A 17,696-nucleotide genomic window follows, 5' to 3' on the forward strand; every position below is an offset into this window, starting at 1 on the left:
TTGCCTGCGTTTTTAGCAATGGAAAACGACGATGAAAACTCGATACCCTCTTATCCTTATGCTCAACATCGCTGGCCTGGCGCTGTTTCTGTCATGGTACATTCCGACCGGGCATGGTTTCTGGTTTTCTATTGATTATGGCGTCTTCCACTTCTTTAATCAGAAACTGGTTGAAAGCCCGCTCTTCCTGTGGATTGTTGCAATCACCAACAATCGGGCATTTGACGGCTGCTCATTGTTGGCGATGGGCGCACTAATGCTGAGTTTCTGGTTAAAAGAAACACCAACCGGGCGCCGGCGTATTGTCGCTATTGGCCTGGTGATGCTGCTCACTGCGGTGGTATTAAACCAGTTGGGCCAGGCGCTTATTCCGGTTAAACGCGCCAGCCCCACCCTGATGCTGGATAATATTAATCGCGTCAGTGAACTGCTGCATATTCCAACCAAAGATGCGTCAAGAGACAGTTTCCCTGGCGATCACGGTATGATGCTGCTTATTTTTTCCGCATTTATGCTGCGTTATTTCGGAAAAGTCGCAGGATTAATCGGCCTTATTATCGCTGTGGTTTTTGCATTTCCGCGTGTAATGATCGGCGCTCACTGGCTCACTGATATCGTGGTCGGTTCAATGACGGTAGTATTGATTGGACTGCCCTGGTGGCTAATGACGCCATTAAGCGACCGGATGGTGACTCTTTTTGCTAATTATCTTCCGGGTAAAAACAAACATTTTTTAAACAAATAACGCAAAGTAATTAACATCATCAGGGATACTTCTGATTCCCTGATGATGTTGAACAATAATTCATCATTTTAACTGTCATTCTCCTGTCATCTTATTCCTGTTGAAAATGAATGGATTGCATGTTTCCCACCCTGATTGTTCTTATTTTGACCAATGCCGTTTATTCACTTTCTGTATCACTTTTTCTTATAAAAAATCACATAAAATGACTCGCAATGACCGTAGCGATCGGGTAATCTCGAACTCGTTTTGCCTCGCGGGATAATTATTCTCTTTATGAATAAATTTGTGCGTTCTGCCACAGATTTGACCTTAAAGAATTGTCTCATCGTGCGTGGGTAATTAGTCTCGTCACGTTTGGCATTTTTTATAACGATATTTATCGTTAAGGACTTCAAGGGAAAACAAACAAAATGGTCAAATCTCAACCGATTTTGAGATATATCTTGCGGGGTATACCCGCGATAGCAGTTGCGGTTCTGCTTTCTGCATGTAGCACAACGAACACCGCCAAGAATATGCATTCTGAGACGCATGCTGTGGGCAATGGAGATAACTCTTCACTGCAAGCCTCTCAGGATGAATTTGAAAATATGGTTCGTAATATCGATGTTAAATCACGAATCATGGATCAATATGCTGACTGGAAAGGTGTGCGTTACCGCCTTGGCGGCAGCACCAAAAAAGGCATCGATTGTTCGAGTTTTGTACAGCGTACATTCCGTGAACAATTTGGTTTAGAGCTTCCTCGCTCAACTTACGAACAACAAGAAACGGGTAAATCCGTTTCGCGCACCAATCTGCGCACAGGCGATCTGGTTCTGTTCCGTGCTGGCTCCACTGGCCGTCACGTCGGTATTTATATCGGTAACAATCAGTTTGTCCACGCCTCGACCAGTAGTGGCGTTGTTATCTCCAGTATGAATGAGCCTTACTGGAAAAAACGCTACAACGAAGCTCGCCGGGTCCTGAGCCGCAGTTAATTTTCGTTTGGCAGCTATCCCTTGGCTATCCTGATGAGACTTTTAAAAAGCACTGCTTAGGCAGTGCTTTTTGCTTTACGCCTTCACTTAAGAAAAATCTCACTATGTGAGTCATTCCAGGTTATAGTCATACAGATTAAGCGGTTTAATAATAAGCGGTTACTTCGGGTAAACATCAGGAACTATGTTCAAACGCGCCTCTTCTTCCGGTCGGAAAATCCTGCTCACCTGTGTTTTAACGGGGTTAATCGTTGCATTATTCGTCAGCATTCTGCAATTTTTCATGTCATGGCATAATCGAGAAGTTAAGTACGATACGCTGGCGTCCGATATACAGCATCATGTGGAAAAATACTTCGCAGAACTCAGCTATACTGCCCAGGCACTACAGCCTCTGATCCCCAAAAGCTGTCAGCAAGTTTCATCTAAGCTCACTTCCAGCGCGGCTTTTAGCCTGAATGTTCGCGCTTTTTTGCTGGTAAAAGACGGCATCGCGTTCTGCTCGTCAGCAACCGGAGCGATGGACTCCCCTATTCAGTCATTGATACCCGGCTTGGATATCAGTAAAAAAATCGATATGGAGATCCAGTCTGGTACACCGATGATGCCGACCAAACCAGCCATAATGATTTGGTACCCTCATCCATCACTGGATAATAGTGGCGTATTTGCCTCTCTGAATATCAACCTGGCCCCTTACCTTCTCTATACTGCCCGGCAGGATGATTTTAAAGGTTTTGCCCTGCTCATCGGCAACACCGCAATCTCGACATTTTCTGCGCGATTAATGACGCTTGCCGATCTCCCCGATACCCCCTCACGTGAGGTGGCAATAGGTGACCTGCCGCTAAAGATACGGTTGTATACCGATGAGTGGACATACAACGACGTATGGTATGCCGTAATGTTGGGCTGCATGGGCGGGGTCATTGCCGCTTTACTCTGCTATTACATTTACTCAGTCCGTTTACGACCGGGTAAAGAGATCCTGGCAGCTATCAAGCACAATCAGTTTTATGTGGTCTACCAGCCCGTTATGGATATGCAGACGCTGGAAGTTAAAGGTGTCGAAATATTATTGCGCTGGCGCGATCCTACCGCAGGGGAAATTCCCCCCGATGCGTTTATTCACTATGCCGAATCACAGCAGATGATTGTGCCGTTGACCCAGCACCTGTTCGAACTGGTGTCCCGGGATGCGCCTGTGCTGCAAAAAGTGTTACCTGTTGGGGCCAAATTAGGGATCAATATTGCACCGACTCATCTGCACGACGAAAGTTTTAAAGACGATATTCAGCAACTGAAATCCTCGATGCCTGCGCAGCATTTTCAAATAGTCCTGGAAATTACCGAACGCGATATGCTTGATCAGCATGGAGCGACTCAAATATTTGAGTGGTTGCATTCCGCCGGTTTCGAAATTGCCATTGATGATTTTGGCACCGGCCATAGCGCACTCATCTATCTGGAACGTTTCACCGTCGATTACCTGAAAATCGATCGCGGTTTCGTCAAAGCTATTGGTACAGAAACCGTAACATCCCCGGTACTGGATGCCGTATTGACTCTCTCGAGACGCCTCAATATGCTGACGGTTGCTGAAGGGGTGGAAACCCTGGAGCAAGCCCGTTGGTTACGCGCCCATGGGGTTAATTTTTTTCAGGGATATTGGGTCAGCCGTCCGCTGACTCTTGATAATTTCGTACGCTGGATGGCTAAACCCGATATGCCAAAATGGTGATGGCGTCATGTAATGTGTACAAACACGATACAATAGCCGACGAATCCCTTATTGTTCAGGCATGATATCTGTTGGATAGCGACAGGTGACTGGAAAAGGAAACCATCTTCATATGATCCGACGCGTATTATTACTTTTCATCGCCCTGATTGGTTTTAGCGTACAGGCCCAAACCATCAAAGAAAGCTATGCGTTTGCTGTGCTGGGCGAACCAAAATACGCGTTCAATTTTAATCACTTCGATTATGTTAATCCTGCAGCTCCCAAAGGGGGACAGATCACCCTCTCAGCCATTGGTACATTCGACAACTTTAACCGCTATTCAGTGCGTGGCAATCCCGGTGCGCGCACCGAAACGCTCTATGACACCTTATTTACCACGTCTGACGATGAACCAGGCAGTTACTACCCGCTCATCGCCGATAGCGCACGCTATGCTGACAACTACTCATGGGTAGAAATCACTATTAATCCACGCGCGCGATTTCACGATGGTTCACCCATCACCGCCGCAGACGTCGCATTCACCTTCCAGAAATTTATGACAGAAGGCGTGCCGCAGTTTCGTCTGGTCTACAAAGGCACGACCGTCAAAGCAATCGCCCCGTTAACCGTACGGATTGAATTAGCCAAGCCAGGCAAAGAAGACATGCTCAGCCTGTTTTCATTACCCGTTATGCCAGAGAAGTACTGGAAAGATCACAAGCTCAGCGACCCTTTGCCCTCCCCTCCACTCGCCAGCGGCCCTTACCGCATCACCCAGTGGAAAATGGGACAGTATATAGTCTATTCGCGCGTCAAAGATTATTGGGCCGCTGACCTGCCGGTCAATCGCGGGCGCTGGAACTTTAATACCATTCGATACGATTACTATCTTGATGACAACGTCGCCTTTGAGGCGTTTAAAGCCGGGGCTTTTGACCTGCGCCTTGAGAGCGATGCTAAAAACTGGGCAACACGCTATACCGGTAAAAACTTTGCTAATCACCACATCGTCAAAGATGAACAAAAAAACGAATCCGCACAGGATACTCGCTGGTTAGCCTTTAATATCCAACGTCCGGTATTCAATGACCGGCGTGTGCGTGAAGCCATTACGCTGGCTTTTGATTTTGAATGGATGAATAAAGCTCTGTTTTATAATGCCTGGAGCCGAACAAACAGCTATTTTCAGAATACGGAGTATGCCGCGAGAAATTACCCTGACGCGGATGAACTGGTCATACTCGCACCAATGAAGAAAGATCTGCCAACCGAGGTTTTCAATCAAATCTATCAGCCCCCGGTATCTCAAGGCGATGGTTACGATCGTGAGAATTTGTTGAAAGCTAGTGCGTTACTGGATCAGGCTGGATGGGTGTTGAAGGGCCAGCGGAGGATTAACAGCACCAACGGCAAACCACTGGCATTCGAACTGTTACTCCCGGCAGGCAGTAACAGTCAGTGGGTATTACCGTTTCAACACAACCTGCAACGGCTAGGCATTACCATGAATATCCGCCAGGTTGATAACTCGCAAATCACTAACCGCTTGCGCAGTCGCGACTATGACATGATGCCGAGGTTATATCGCGCGACGCCATGGCCAAGTTCTGATCTGCAAATCCTTTGGGCCTCAGAATATATCGATTCCAGCTATAACGCCCCTGGCGTGCAAAGCCCGGTCATTGATAAGTTGATTAACCAAATCATTGCGGCACAGGGTGATAAAGCAAAGCTGATCCCTTTGGGACGCGCGCTGGACAGGGTATTAACCTGGAACTATTACATGCTGCCGATGTGGTTTATGGCAGAGGATCGCCTGGCCTGGTGGGACAAATTTTCACATCCGGCCATCCGCCCCATTTATACCATTGGTCTGGATACCTGGTGGTATGACGTTAACAAAGCGGCAAAACTTCCCGCAGCCAGACGACAGGGAGAATAAATGGGCGCTTATCTGATACGACGTCTGCTGCTGGTGATCCCGACACTTTGGGCCATCATTACTATCAACTTTTTTATCGTGCAGATTGCACCTGGCGGCCCAGTCGAGCAGGCAGTTGCCGCCATTGAATTCGGTCAGTCCGGAGCATTGCCAGGCGCGGGTAGTGAAGGAGTTCGCGCCAGTCATGCGCAAACTGGCGTCGGGAATATCAGTGACAGTAATTATCGAGGCGGACGCGGCCTTGATCCGGAAGTGATCGCCGAAATTACCCGCCGTTACGGATTCGATAAGCCCATTCACGAGCGTTATTTCAAAATGCTCTGGGACTATGTTCGTTTCGACTTTGGCGATAGCCTGTTTCGTAGTGCCTCGGTAATCACGTTGATTAAAGACAGCCTGCCTGTTTCAGTTACTCTGGGGTTATGGAGTACGCTCATTATCTACCTGGTGTCGATTCCACTCGGGATCCGTAAAGCGGTGTATAACGGTAGCCGCTTTGACGTGTGGAGCAGCGCATTCATTATTATCGGCTATGCGATCCCCGCCTTCCTGTTTGCTATTGTATTGATCGTTTTCTTTGCTGGCGGCAGTTACTACGACCTCTTTCCCTTACGGGGCCTGGTTTCCGCTAATTTTGACACACTGCCCTGGTATCAGAAGGTAACCGACTATCTCTGGCACATCACCTTACCGGTGCTGGCAACGGTGGTTGGCGGATTTGCCGCGCTGACCATGCTGACCAAAAACTCATTTCTGGATGAGGTTCGTAAGCAGTATGTTGTCACCGCACGAGCCAAAGGCGTTAGCGAAAAGAATATTCTGTGGAAACACGTTTTCCGTAACGCCATGCTGTTAGTGATAGCAGGCTTCCCAGCTACTTTTATCAGCATGTTTTTCACCGGTTCGCTGCTTATTGAAGTGATGTTTTCGCTTAATGGCCTGGGATTACTAGGTTATGAATCTACCGTGTCACGCGACTACCCGGTGATGTTTGGCACACTCTACATCTTCACCCTGATCGGCCTGCTGCTCAATATCCTGAGTGATATCAGCTATACACTGGTCGATCCTCGTATAGATTTTGAGGGACGCTAATGCCGCGATTAAGCCCCGTCAATCAGGCCCGCTGGGCACGTTTTCGCCATAATCGTCGCGGTTACTGGTCGCTATGGATTTTTCTGGTGCTGTTCGGGCTCAGCTTGTGCTCCGAACTGATTGCGAACGATAAGCCATTGCTGGTGCGCTATGAAGGCGGCTGGTATTTCCCTCTCGTCAAAAACTACAGCGAAAGCGACTTCGGCGGACCGTTGGCAACCAAAGCCGATTATCAGGATCCGTGGCTACAGCAGCGTCTGGAAAGTCAGGGATGGATCCTGTGGGCTCCCGTACGCTTTGGAGCCACCAGCATTAACTTTGCCACCGACAAGCCCTTCCCTTCTCCACCGTCGGTACAAAACTGGCTGGGTACGGATGCAAATGGTGGCGATGTGCTGGCGCGGATCCTCTATGGCACACGTATTTCGATTCTTTTTGGTTTGATGTTAACCCTGTGCTCCAGCGTCATGGGCGTTATGGCGGGTGCGCTACAGGGCTACTACGGCGGAAAAGTGGATCTGTGGGGGCAACGATTCATTGAAGTGTGGTCAGGTATGCCGACGCTGTTTCTGATTATTTTGCTATCAAGCGTCGTACAACCGAACTTCTGGTGGCTGCTGGCCATCACGGTACTGTTTGGCTGGATGAGTCTGGTTGGTGTGGTACGCGCCGAATTTTTACGCACGCGAAACTTTGATTACATTCGCGCCGCTCAGGCTCTAGGCGTGAGCGATCGCAACATTATCCTGCGCCATATGTTGCCGAATGCAATGGTCGCCGCCCTGACCTTTTTACCGTTTATATTATGCGCCTCAATCACTACGCTCACATCACTGGATTTTCTGGGATTCGGCTTACCGCTCGGCTCACCATCGCTAGGAGAACTCCTTTTACAGGGTAAAAACAATTTGCAGGCACCGTGGCTTGGGATCACAGCCTTTGTGTCCGTAGCCCTCTTACTCTCGCTACTGATTTTTATTGGTGAAGCGGTGCGTGACGCGTTTGACCCCAACAAGGCGATATAAGATGACACAACCTCTGTTAGCCATTGAGAATTTGTCGGTTGGTTTTCGCCAGCAGGAAACCGTGCGTACCGTGGTCAATAATGTCTCGTTGGATGTTGAAGCAGGTCAAACCCTGGCACTGGTGGGCGAATCTGGCTCGGGTAAGAGCGTCACCGCGCTGTCGATTTTACGTTTATTGCCCTCCCCTCCGGCGGTATACCTCTCCGGCGATATCCGTTTTCACGGTGAACCATTACTCCACGCTAACGAGCAGACGCTACGCGGCGTACGGGGAAATAAAATCGCAATGATTTTTCAGGAGCCGATGGTGTCGCTGAACCCGCTCCATAGTCTGGAGAAACAACTCTATGAGGTGCTGTCACTTCACCGGGGAATGCGTCGGGAGGCTGCACGGGCAGAAATCCTGAATTGTCTGGATCGCGTAGGGATACGTCAGGCGGCAAAACGTCTGGCGGACTATCCGCACCAGCTTTCCGGCGGCGAACGCCAGCGCGTCATGATCGCGATGGCGCTACTAACACGTCCGGAGCTGTTAATTGCCGATGAGCCCACTACCGCGCTGGATGTGTCCGTGCAGGCACAGATCCTGCAACTGCTACGGGAATTGCAGCGCGAATTGAACATGGGTCTGCTGTTTATCACCCATAATCTCAGCATTGTGAAAAAACTGGCAGATTCCGTTGCAGTTATGCAAAACGGTCAGTGTGTTGAACAAAATCAGGCCGGGATACTGCTTTCATCCCCTTCCCATCCCTACACGCAAAAATTATTAAACAGCGAACCTTCTGGCGAGCCGGTACCGTTACCGGCCGGACAATCTCCCTTGCTGGAAGTTGAGCGTCTCTGTGTCGGTTTTCCCGTTCGCAAAGGTATCCTTAAACGCGTCGTGGACCATAATGTGGTGGTTAATAACGTCAGCTTTTCTTTGAAAGCTGGGGAAACGTTAGGGCTGGTAGGTGAATCAGGCTCAGGCAAAAGCACCACTGGCCTGGCTCTACTGAGGCTAATCGCATCACAAGGGAGTATTGTATTTGATGGTCACGCGCTGCATACGTTAAATCGTCGTCAGCTGTTGCCGGTGCGCCATCGCATTCAGGTTGTCTTTCAGGACCCAAATTCTTCACTGAATCCGCGTTTGAGTGTTTTACAGATCATTGAAGAAGGATTGCGGGTTCACCAGCCAACCCTTTCGGCAGAACAACGCGAAGTACAAGTGAAAGCAGTCATGGCAGAAGTGGGGCTGGATTCTGAAACGCGACATCGCTATCCTGCGGAATTTTCCGGTGGTCAACGCCAACGCATCGCAATTGCCAGAGCCTTAATTTTAAAACCATCACTTATCATTCTGGATGAGCCAACATCCTCACTCGACAGAACCGTACAGGCGCAAATCCTGACGCTGCTGAAGTCATTACAGGAAAAGCATCGCTTGGCTTATATCTTCATCAGCCACGATTTGCATGTTGTACGTGCGTTGTGCCATCAGGTGATTGTGCTAAGGCAGGGAGAGGTCGTGGAACAGGGGCAATGCGAGCACGTATTTAACGCACCACAACAGGAATATACGCGTCAGCTGCTCGCGCTAAGCTGACGCTCAAAATGGATTGTTGTTTGAAAAAGGTTCCGCTATCGCCACACCGAAATTTTTCAGCCTGCAGGTTGCGGCAAATTCATCCTGGCGATTTACAAACAGGCACGGTTCCCCTTCACATTCCAGAACGGAACAAGGAACCTCAATGTCGCTGAGCGCCTGACTGAGTTTATGCATTACCGACCACGCGCTGTCACCGTCGGGACTGAGCAATTTGAGCGCCACCAGGCTGTTCTCCGTGCTCTGACCGTTTTGCGGAATCGGTTCAACCTTTGAACCTGCGAAACCCACCGACCAACGATAGCACTGCGGCAGACGATGAACGATTGAGAGTTGTAATGTAGTCACTTTTATTCCCCGGAAGCACAATTACTTCACAATTATTTTACACTAATATTAACACATCATTGACATCACGTCTTTAGAGAGTTAGTAAACGTTTACATCCAGTCCGTATGCGGCTTACTTAGCCAGGTATTTAAATTTATTTATCAATTCGGACATCTTTGCGGGCTATATGTACTCGTTTCTGCGATCTAACTCAACCTTTTTAACTACAATGGTGTGACTTTTTACATAAATTGATTTTACATAAAATAAACATAAGCTGGGGAAATGATAGATTTGCTGTTGATGTACATCAACTCTGAAGGCCTTGTGGCCTCCAGGTTGTGTATTAGATCACCGTTTTTTTTGCACGGCTGGCATAGAGATAGAAAAGAATTGAACTGGTAGCACAAAATGCTATCGACCAGATCATCGGCCAGGCTGAATTAAAGGTCGCCAGTGACAACAGCGCACCAACAATAGCGCCAATGCCAAAGCGGAAAGTCCCGGCCAGCGATGACGCCGTACCTGCCATATGCGGGAACTCATCCAGAATGACTGCCATCGCGTTTGATGACACCATCGACACGCAACCGACAAACGCAGCAACACCAACCACCAGCGCCCAGAACCCTAGCCCGAACAACGCGCTGAATACCATCCAGCCAGCCATAACGAACTGGATCCATAGCCCGGTGCGGAACATATTTAATGCCCCAACCCGACGGACAAATCGGCTGTTGATAATTGTCATCACAAACAGGAAGACGATGTTCAGCGCAAAGTAATAGCCGAAATTCTGTGGCGAAACATGGTTGATCTCAATGTAGACAAAGGGTCCGGCGCTAAGGAATGAGAACATCCCAGCAAAACTAAACCCACTGGCCAGCATGTAGCTCAAGACCCGCTTGTGTCGAAACAACGAGGCGAAGTTCCCCATTGTCGTGCGCAGGCGAAAAGGCTGACGGCGCTCGACGGGCAGAGTCTCTTTGATAAGGGTAAAAATCATCACCGAGGCCAGAATTGCTGCTACGGCCAGGATCCAAAAGATGTAGTGCCAGCTTAACCATACTAACACCCAGCCCCCCACAATCGGGGCCATCAACGGAGCAATTGTCGTGACCAGCATGACGAATGACATCATGCGCGAAAATTCTTCTTTCGGATAAATATCGCGCATCAGAGCATTGATAACCACGCTCGCTGCCGCTGCCGCCAGGCCGTGGAAGAAACGCATAATGATCAATTGATCGATAGTTTGCGCCAACGCACAAGCAACGGCCGCCGCGGCGAAAACCAGCGTTCCCCCCAAAATCACCGGCTTGCGCCCAATACTGTCTGCCATTGGGCCATAGAGCAGCTGCCCTACCGCGAATCCCAGAATATAGGTACTGAGAGTCATTTGCGCACTGCCCGCAGGCACGCCAAACTGAGCTGAAATCACCGGCAGAGCCGGAAGATACATATCGATCGACAACGGCATCAACATGGCCAACAAGCCAAGGATAAAAACAATGGCAATTGAAGAGTTCTGCCGGGTGGTCACATTTAGCTCCTGAAATTAACGAGGGGTTAAGTTAACGCTGGCAATTTCTTCTTCGGTCAATGGACGGTACTCACCAGGCGCAAGATCGTCATCAAGCTTGATGGCACCGATTCGCTCACGATGCAGCGCCACAACGTGGTTCCCCACGGCAGCAAACATACGTTTAACCTGATGATAGCGCCCTTCACTGATGGTCAAACGGACCTGCGTAGGCGTAATGACTTCCAGCACCGCCGGTTTAGTGAGATCTTTCTCATTATGCAGTTGAACACCCCGGGTAAACTGTTCGGCGGTATCTTCTGCCACCGGCGACTCCAGCGTCACCAGATAGGTTTTCTCACAATGGTGACGCGGAGAAGTGATGCGATGTGACCACTGTCCATCATCGGTCATCAGTACCAGCCCGGTCGTATCAATGTCCAGACGCCCAGCCGCATGCAGTTTGTAGGCAACAGGCTCATCAAGGAAATAGAGCACCGTCGGATGATCCGGGTCATCCGTTGAGCAAACATAGCCCTGAGGTTTATTAAGCATAAAATAGCGCGGGCCATTTTGTTGAACCAGGGAATTGCCGTCATATTCAACGTCATGTTCTGGCAGCAGTTTAAACGCGCTATTTCTGACGATTTCACCATCAACGGTAACACGGTTACCACGGATTTCACGCCCGGCAATAGCGCGGCTGACGCCGAGTTGCTGAGCGATAAATTTATCAAGTCGCATGAGTGTGATTTTGCCTGTAACAATACGGAAATCGAGCGTTATGCCCGAAAAGTGGAGCCGTTTTCCGCCCAGTATAACGAGCTAACAACTTCCCTCAAGGGAAAAAGATTCGTGGCATACTATTCATCGTTACCATTTATCACAGTGAGACCATGACTTTTACACTTCGTCCCTACCAAAAAGAAGCCGTGGATGCCACGCTCAACCACTTTCGTCACCACCGCACACCTGCGGTAATCGTCCTGCCAACCGGAGCCGGTAAAAGTCTGGTGATTGCCGAACTGGCTCGCGTGGCGCGTGGGCGCGTGTTAGTGCTGGCACATGTAAAAGAACTGGTCGCGCAAAACCACGCAAAGTACTGCGCACTAGGGCTGGAAGCTGATATTTTTGCCGCGGGTCTGAAGCGTAAAGAGAGTCATGGAAAAGTGGTTTTCGGTAGCGTGCAATCAGTCGCACGCAATCTTGAGGCGTTTCAGGCTGAGTTTTCCCTGTTAATCGTCGATGAGTGCCATCGCATCGGTGATGATGAAGAAAGTCAGTATCAGCAAATCCTTACTCACCTGACCAAAGTAAACCCTCACTTGCGCCTGCTCGGTCTTACCGCCACACCTTTTCGTCTCGGTAAAGGCTGGATTTACCATTTTCATTATCATGGCATGGTGCGCGGAGATGAAAAGGCGCTGTTTCGTGACTGCATTTACGAATTACCGCTGCGCTACATGATTAAACATGGCTATCTGACGCCACCAGAACGCCTTGATATGCCAGTAGTCCAGTATGACTTTAGTCGCCTGCAGGCGCAGAGTAATGGCTTGTTTAGCGAAGCTGACCTTAACCGGGAGCTGAAAAAGCAGCAGCGAATAACGCCGCATATCATCAGCCAGATTATTGAGTTTGCCCAGACGCGCAAAGGGGTAATGATTTTCGCCGCCACCGTTGAGCACGCTAAAGAGATTCTCGGCCTGTTACCTGCTGACGATGCGGCTCTCATTACTGGCGATACACCAGGAAGCGAGCGCGACGTACTTATTGAAAACTTTAAAGCACAACGCTTTCGCTACCTGGTCAACGTGGCGGTATTAACCACCGGATTTGATGCCCCGCACGTCGACCTCATTGCGATCCTGCGCCCTACCGAGTCAGTTAGTCTTTACCAACAGATTGTCGGGCGCGGGTTACGACTGGCACCAGGCAAGACCGATTGTCTGATCCTCGACTACGCAGGTAATCCACACGATTTGTACGCCCCGGAAGTCGGCGCGCCGAAAGGGAAAAGCGACAATGTCCCGGTACAGGTTTTCTGTCCAGCCTGCGGGTTTGCAAACACCTTCTGGGGAAAGATGACCGCCGATGGCACGCTGATTGAACATTTTGGCCGACGCTGTCAGGGCTGGTTTGAAGATGATGATGGCCATCGTGAACAGTGCGATTTTCGTTTCCGCTTTAAAAATTGTCCGCAATGCAATGCTGAAAATGACATCGCCGCCCGGCGCTGTCGTGAGTGCGATACCGTCCTGGTCGACCCGGATGATATGCTAAAGGCGGCGTTGAGGCTCAAAGATGCGCTGGTCCTGCGTTGTAGCGGAATGGTGCTACAGAATGGTCAGGATGACAAAGGCGAATGGCTGAAAATCACCTATTACGATGAAGATGGCGCAGATGTCAGCGAGCGCTTTCGCTTGCACACTCCCGCTCAACGCACTGCGTTTGAGCAGCTATTTATTCGCCCTCACACCCGAACACCGGGTATTCCATTACGCTGGATAACCGCCGCAGATATTCTTGCGCAACAGGCCCTGTTACGGTATCCCGATTTTGTGGTCGCACGCATGAAAGGTCAGTACTGGCAAGTCCGAGAAAAGGTCTTCGATTATGAAGGCCGCTTCCGGCGAGCACATGAATTACGTGGTTAATTGTACTTTTGATTGATGTACCAGCCGTTTGAGTATAGAATCTCGCCCGCTTTTGCATACGCAAAGCAGATCACTTACCTGTTGCTGGGTCGCCTGTAACAGGACTTAATTAAGAGAGATTTAAATGTTTACTATCAATGCAGAAGTACGTAAAGAGCAGGGTAAGGGTGCGAGCCGCCGCCTGCGTACCGCTAACAAGTTCCCGGCAATCATCTACGGTGGCGCAGAAGCCCCGATTGCTATCGAACTGGATCACGATTCAATCATGAACATGCAAGCTAAAGCTGAATTTTACAGCGAAGTTCTGACCATCGTTGTTGACGGTAAAGAAGTTAAAGTTAAAGCTCAGGCAGTACAGCGTCATCCGTTCAAGCCAAAACTGGCTCACATCGACTTCGTTCGCGCGTAATCGCCAACAAGTTGAAGAAAAACCCCGCCTCGGCGGGGTTTTTTTATGGCATCTTGTGAACGATGATGACACAGGCCGGGGAGATGTTTACATCACAGCCCGGCATCTACTTATTTTCCGCCCGAAGTCCGACGCTGTAACTGATCGCGCAGATTCGGTGGAGTACCTTTGATGGTTAAGGTATCCGTTGCCGGATCCCAGAAGATACGCTCACCCAACAGCATGGCATCAAAGTTAATCGTCAACCCACCGCCGCTCCCGGCAAACTTAGTTAACTGACGCAGTGTACTGCGATCCGCCGGGAAACTCTCTTCCAGCTCATACCCTTTATCAGCAGTAAACTCACTGAAACTGACTTCACTGACGCCGGAAAGCTCTTTCGACAGTGACTCCAGCTCAATCTCTTCACCCGCCTGGAGCTGCTCGTTACAGTAGCTGTAAACCTGCTGACGCACATTCTGGCGCTCGGCTTTGTCCAGTTGAGCTTCGGCGGTAAAGTCATCCACAGCTTGCAGCAAGCCTCGGTTTTGCGCTTTGGCGTTCAGCCCTTCGCTGGCACCAAGAAAATCCATAAAAAAATCAGCAACTTTACGCCCTACCCGACCTTTCAGGAAAGTCAGGTAGCGTGTGGACTCGGGATTAGTCTCCCACTCGGTTAAATCAATGCGTGCCACGATGTCTGCATGATTGATATCCAGATAGTGCGTCGGGTTGATATCCAGGTTTTCATTGACGCGCATGCTGCTCAAATTGTTCAGCACTGCGACCAGCAGGTACTCTACCGCCAGATAGCGATAATGGCAGAACAGTACGATCCCACCGTCGGCAAACGGATATTTCGCCAGTTCGTCACGCAAACGCCCCGTCGCAGCACGACTAAACGCCAGAAAATCCTCTTCTCCCTGGCGCTGCAAACGCAAGGTTTGCGCCAGTTCGCTCTCTTCGCTAAAGAGGCCATACGCTTTGTTCTTAGCGCTGTACACCCGATGCAGTTCAGCCATCATCTCGACAACGGTCGCTGTCGGTTCCAGTAATGAATCGCGCAAGACCAGCTCAAGGTTCTGCTCATCACGCTTGATAAGCTGGTGCAGGGCAATCTGGTTGATATCCAGACTCATGATAAACTCTCCTTTAAGACCGGGCGGTATTCAACCACCTGCCGGGCAGTGACGCAATAGAAGATAAAAAAGCAGAAAAAAAACTGTCGCTACGGTAATATGTTGCCCTTTCATGAACAGACTGATTTCGATTTATGCCACAAATTTCCCGCTATAGTGATGAACACGTTGAACAATTGTTGAATGAGATGCTCAACGTACTGGAAAAACATAAGGCGCCGACCGATCTTTCCCTGATGGTGCTGGGAAACATGGTCACTAACCTTATCAATACAAGCATCGCTCCGGCCCAGCGCCAGGCGATTGCAAACTCTTTTGCCCGCGCATTACAGTCTTCGGTAAACGACGACCAAGCGCATTGAGAGCCTGCTCCGGGGAAACGAACAACAGTTTATGCTAACTCATCGTCAGCGCTACCGTGAGAAAGTCTCCCAGATGGTTAGCTGGGGACACTGGTTTGCCCTGTTCAACATTCTGTTGGCCATGGTGCTCGGTAGTCGGTACCTGTTTGTCGCCGACTGGCCGACTACGCTTGCAGGTCGTGTCTATTCTTACCTGAGCATTGTCGGGCATTTTAGCTTCCTGGTGTTTGCCACCTACCTGCTGATACTGTTTCCCCTGACGTTTATCGTCATGTCCCAGAGGCTGATGCGATTCTTATCAGCCATCCTGGCAACGGTAGGTATGACGTTGCTGTTAATTGACAGCGAAGTTTTCACTCGTTTCCACCTGCACCTCAATCCCATTGTCTGGGAACTGGTCATTAACCCTGACCAGAACGAAGCTGCACGCGACTGGCAGCTGATGTTTATCAGCGTGCCGATAATTCTGCTAATAGAAATGCTGTTTGCGACCTGGAGCTGGCAGAAGCTGCGCAGTCTGACGCGTCGCCGTCATTTCGCTAAGCCGTTAGCAGCATTCTTTTTCGTTTCATTTATCGCCTCCCATGTGGTGTATATCTGGGCAGATGCTAACTTCTATCGCCCAATTACCATGCAGCGCGCTAACCTGCCACTTTCCTATCCGATGACAGCGCGTAAGTTTCTGGAAAAACATGGTCTGCTGGACGCGCAAGAGTATCAGCGCCGTCTGATCGAGCAAGGAAACCCGGAAGCTGTTTCTGTGCAGTATCCACTTAGCGAACTACGTTATCGTGATATGGGAACCGGCCAGAATGTCCTGCTGATCACTGTCGACGGCCTGAACTACTCACGCTTTGAAAAGCAGATGCCAGCACTGGCTGAATTCGCCGGACAGAATATCTCTTTCACGCGCCACATGAGTTCAGGAAACACCTCGGATAACGGTATCTTTGGCCTGTTTTATGGCGTTTCGCCAAGCTATATGGATGGCATTTTGGCGACCAGAACGCCTGCTGCGCTGATCTCCGCGCTGAATCAACAAGGTTATCAGTTGGGGTTATTCTCTTCTGATGGCTTCACCAGCCCGCTTTATCGTCAGGCGCTACTGTCGGATTTCTCCATGCCGAGCGTGCAAACACAATCTGACGAACAAACGGCAAACCAATGGATCAACTGGCTGGGCCGCTACGCGCAGGAAGATAACCGCTGGTTCTCATGGGTCTCCTTTAACGGTACCAACATTGACGACAGCAACCAGAAGAATTTTGTTAAACGGTACGCCAACGCGGCTCAGGACGTAGACGCGAACATTAACCGTATCCTTAGCGCCCTGCGTGAATCAGGTAAGCTGGACAATACGGTTGTCATCATTACCGCGGGTCGCGGTGTACCGCTGTCTCAGGAAGAGAACAACTTCGACTGGTCTCGTGGTCATCTACAGGTTCCGCTGGTGATTCACTGGCCTGGTACACCCGCACAGCGTATTAATAGCCTGACCGATCATACCGACCTGATGACCACGCTCATGCAACGCCTGCTGCACGTCAGTACGCCTGCGAACGAATATTCTCAGGGGCAGGATCTGTTCAATGCCACGCGCCGCCATTATTGGGTAACGGCAGCCGACGGCAATACGCTGGCGATTACCACACCGGAGATGACGCTGGTGCTCAACAGCAACGGTAATTACCAGACGTATAATTTGCACGGCGAGAAAATCAAAGATCAGAAACCACAGCTAAGTCTGCTGCTGCAGGTATTGACGGATGAGAAACGATTTATTGCTAACTGATTAATTATAAATCAGTTAGCAAGGTCTCCCCTTGCATTCGTGGTGGAAAGCAGTAGTATTAGCAGCCATAGCGTCGGCACGTAGCGCAGCCTGGTAGCGCACCGTCATGGGGTGTCGGGGGTCGGAGGTTCAAATCCTCTCGTGCCGACCAAAAATCCTCTAAGAACCAGCCTGTTACGGCTGGTTTTTTTATGCCTGTTTTCTGAACGGGGAAGCAATGGGGAATTACGGGGGAAAAACCCGTCAAATGTTGCCCGCGGATCGCCAGCACACAATGATTAAGTATCTTTTTCACTTTAGGAATTCATCAATTCACAAAACCATCATTCCGATTTACCTTACAAGCTCCTTTTAAATCTTTAACGGTGCGCACCACTTTTTCTTACTGCCCTATACTTT

Annotated in this window: 15 protein-coding genes and 1 tRNA gene; 12 read left to right on the forward strand and 4 right to left on the reverse strand. The window is 49.7% G+C overall.

The annotated features are described in order from the left end of the window. The first annotated feature begins 31 nt into the window (after positions 1–31). The 7 genes from AACS05_RS15425 (at position 32) to yejF (ending at position 9,107) form a co-directional block, all read left to right on the forward strand. Positions 32–745, forward strand: coding sequence for a phosphatase PAP2 family protein (locus tag AACS05_RS15425; RefSeq protein WP_045445099.1), 714 nt, complete (start codon positions 32–34; stop codon positions 743–745). A 413-nt stretch (positions 746–1,158) separates the two neighbouring features. Continuing rightward, positions 1,159–1,728, forward strand: a complete 570-nt coding sequence (mepS, locus tag AACS05_RS15430) for a bifunctional murein DD-endopeptidase/murein LD-carboxypeptidase (protein WP_045445102.1) — start codon at positions 1,159–1,161, stop codon at positions 1,726–1,728. A 184-nt stretch (positions 1,729–1,912) separates the two neighbouring features. Next, entirely contained in the window at positions 1,913–3,469 is a 1,557-nt protein-coding gene (locus AACS05_RS15435; RefSeq protein WP_045445105.1) for a cyclic di-GMP phosphodiesterase, read from the forward strand. Positions 3,470–3,581: 112 nt separating this feature from the next. Continuing rightward, positions 3,582–5,396: an extracellular solute-binding protein gene (locus tag AACS05_RS15440; protein WP_045445108.1), complete on the forward strand. Its 1,815-nt coding sequence runs from the start codon at positions 3,582–3,584 to the stop codon at positions 5,394–5,396. Beyond that, entirely contained in the window at positions 5,397–6,491 is a 1,095-nt protein-coding gene (locus AACS05_RS15445; protein WP_045445111.1) for a microcin C ABC transporter permease YejB, read from the forward strand. Continuing rightward, complete coding sequence (locus AACS05_RS15450) at positions 6,491–7,516, forward strand: ABC transporter permease (RefSeq protein ID WP_045445114.1); 1,026 nt, start codon at positions 6,491–6,493, stop codon at positions 7,514–7,516. Before AACS05_RS15445 ends, AACS05_RS15450 begins: the two co-directional genes overlap by 1 nt. Before the next feature lies 1 nt (position 7,517). Continuing rightward, entirely contained in the window at positions 7,518–9,107 is a 1,590-nt protein-coding gene (gene yejF, locus AACS05_RS15455) for a microcin C ABC transporter ATP-binding protein YejF (protein ID WP_045445116.1), read from the forward strand. Between the two features lie 3 nt (positions 9,108–9,110). Here yejF and AACS05_RS15460 read toward each other — a convergent pair whose 3' ends face one another. The 3 genes from AACS05_RS15460 to rsuA all read right to left on the reverse strand — a co-directional run bounded on the left by AACS05_RS15460 (position 9,111) and on the right by rsuA (position 11,703). Further along, on the reverse strand, positions 9,111–9,455 hold the full coding sequence (locus tag AACS05_RS15460; RefSeq protein ID WP_045445119.1) for a YejG family protein: 345 nt from the start codon (positions 9,453–9,455) through the stop codon (positions 9,111–9,113). Between the two features lie 328 nt (positions 9,456–9,783). Continuing rightward, positions 9,784–10,980 (reverse strand): Bcr/CflA family multidrug efflux MFS transporter, encoded by a 1,197-nt coding sequence (locus AACS05_RS15465; RefSeq protein ID WP_045445122.1) that lies wholly within the window; start codon positions 10,978–10,980, stop codon positions 9,784–9,786. Positions 10,981–10,995: 15 nt separating this feature from the next. Next, positions 10,996–11,703: a 16S rRNA pseudouridine(516) synthase RsuA gene (gene rsuA, locus AACS05_RS15470; RefSeq protein ID WP_045445126.1), complete on the reverse strand. Its 708-nt coding sequence runs from the start codon at positions 11,701–11,703 to the stop codon at positions 10,996–10,998. A gap of 152 nt (positions 11,704–11,855) precedes the next feature. Between rsuA and AACS05_RS15475 the strand changes: the two genes are divergently transcribed. After that, complete coding sequence (locus tag AACS05_RS15475) at positions 11,856–13,616, forward strand: DEAD/DEAH box helicase (protein WP_045445129.1); 1,761 nt, start codon at positions 11,856–11,858, stop codon at positions 13,614–13,616. A gap of 124 nt (positions 13,617–13,740) precedes the next feature. After that, positions 13,741–14,025 (forward strand): 50S ribosomal protein L25, encoded by a 285-nt coding sequence (gene rplY, locus AACS05_RS15480; protein WP_045445132.1) that lies wholly within the window; start codon positions 13,741–13,743, stop codon positions 14,023–14,025. Between the two features lie 110 nt (positions 14,026–14,135). Here rplY and yejK read toward each other — a convergent pair whose 3' ends face one another. Further along, positions 14,136–15,143: a nucleoid-associated protein YejK gene (gene yejK, locus AACS05_RS15485; RefSeq protein ID WP_005129293.1), complete on the reverse strand. Its 1,008-nt coding sequence runs from the start codon at positions 15,141–15,143 to the stop codon at positions 14,136–14,138. A gap of 134 nt (positions 15,144–15,277) precedes the next feature. Here yejK and AACS05_RS15490 point away from each other — a divergent pair, with 134 nt between their 5' ends. From AACS05_RS15490 to AACS05_RS15500, 3 genes are all read left to right on the forward strand, one after another. Further along, positions 15,278–15,505: a YejL family protein gene (locus AACS05_RS15490; RefSeq protein WP_003027506.1), complete on the forward strand. Its 228-nt coding sequence runs from the start codon at positions 15,278–15,280 to the stop codon at positions 15,503–15,505. Between the two features lie 31 nt (positions 15,506–15,536). Continuing rightward, positions 15,537–17,297 (forward strand): LPS biosynthesis-modulating metalloenzyme YejM, encoded by a 1,761-nt coding sequence (gene yejM, locus AACS05_RS15495; RefSeq protein ID WP_045445137.1) that lies wholly within the window; start codon positions 15,537–15,539, stop codon positions 17,295–17,297. Positions 17,298–17,371: 74 nt separating this feature from the next. After that, positions 17,372–17,448 (forward strand) — tRNA-Pro (locus AACS05_RS15500). The last annotated feature ends 248 nt before the right edge of the window (positions 17,449–17,696 follow it).

The organism is Citrobacter sp. S-77, assembly GCF_963864895.1.
GTDB classification, from domain to species: Bacteria; Pseudomonadota; Gammaproteobacteria; order Enterobacterales; family Enterobacteriaceae; genus Citrobacter; species Citrobacter murliniae.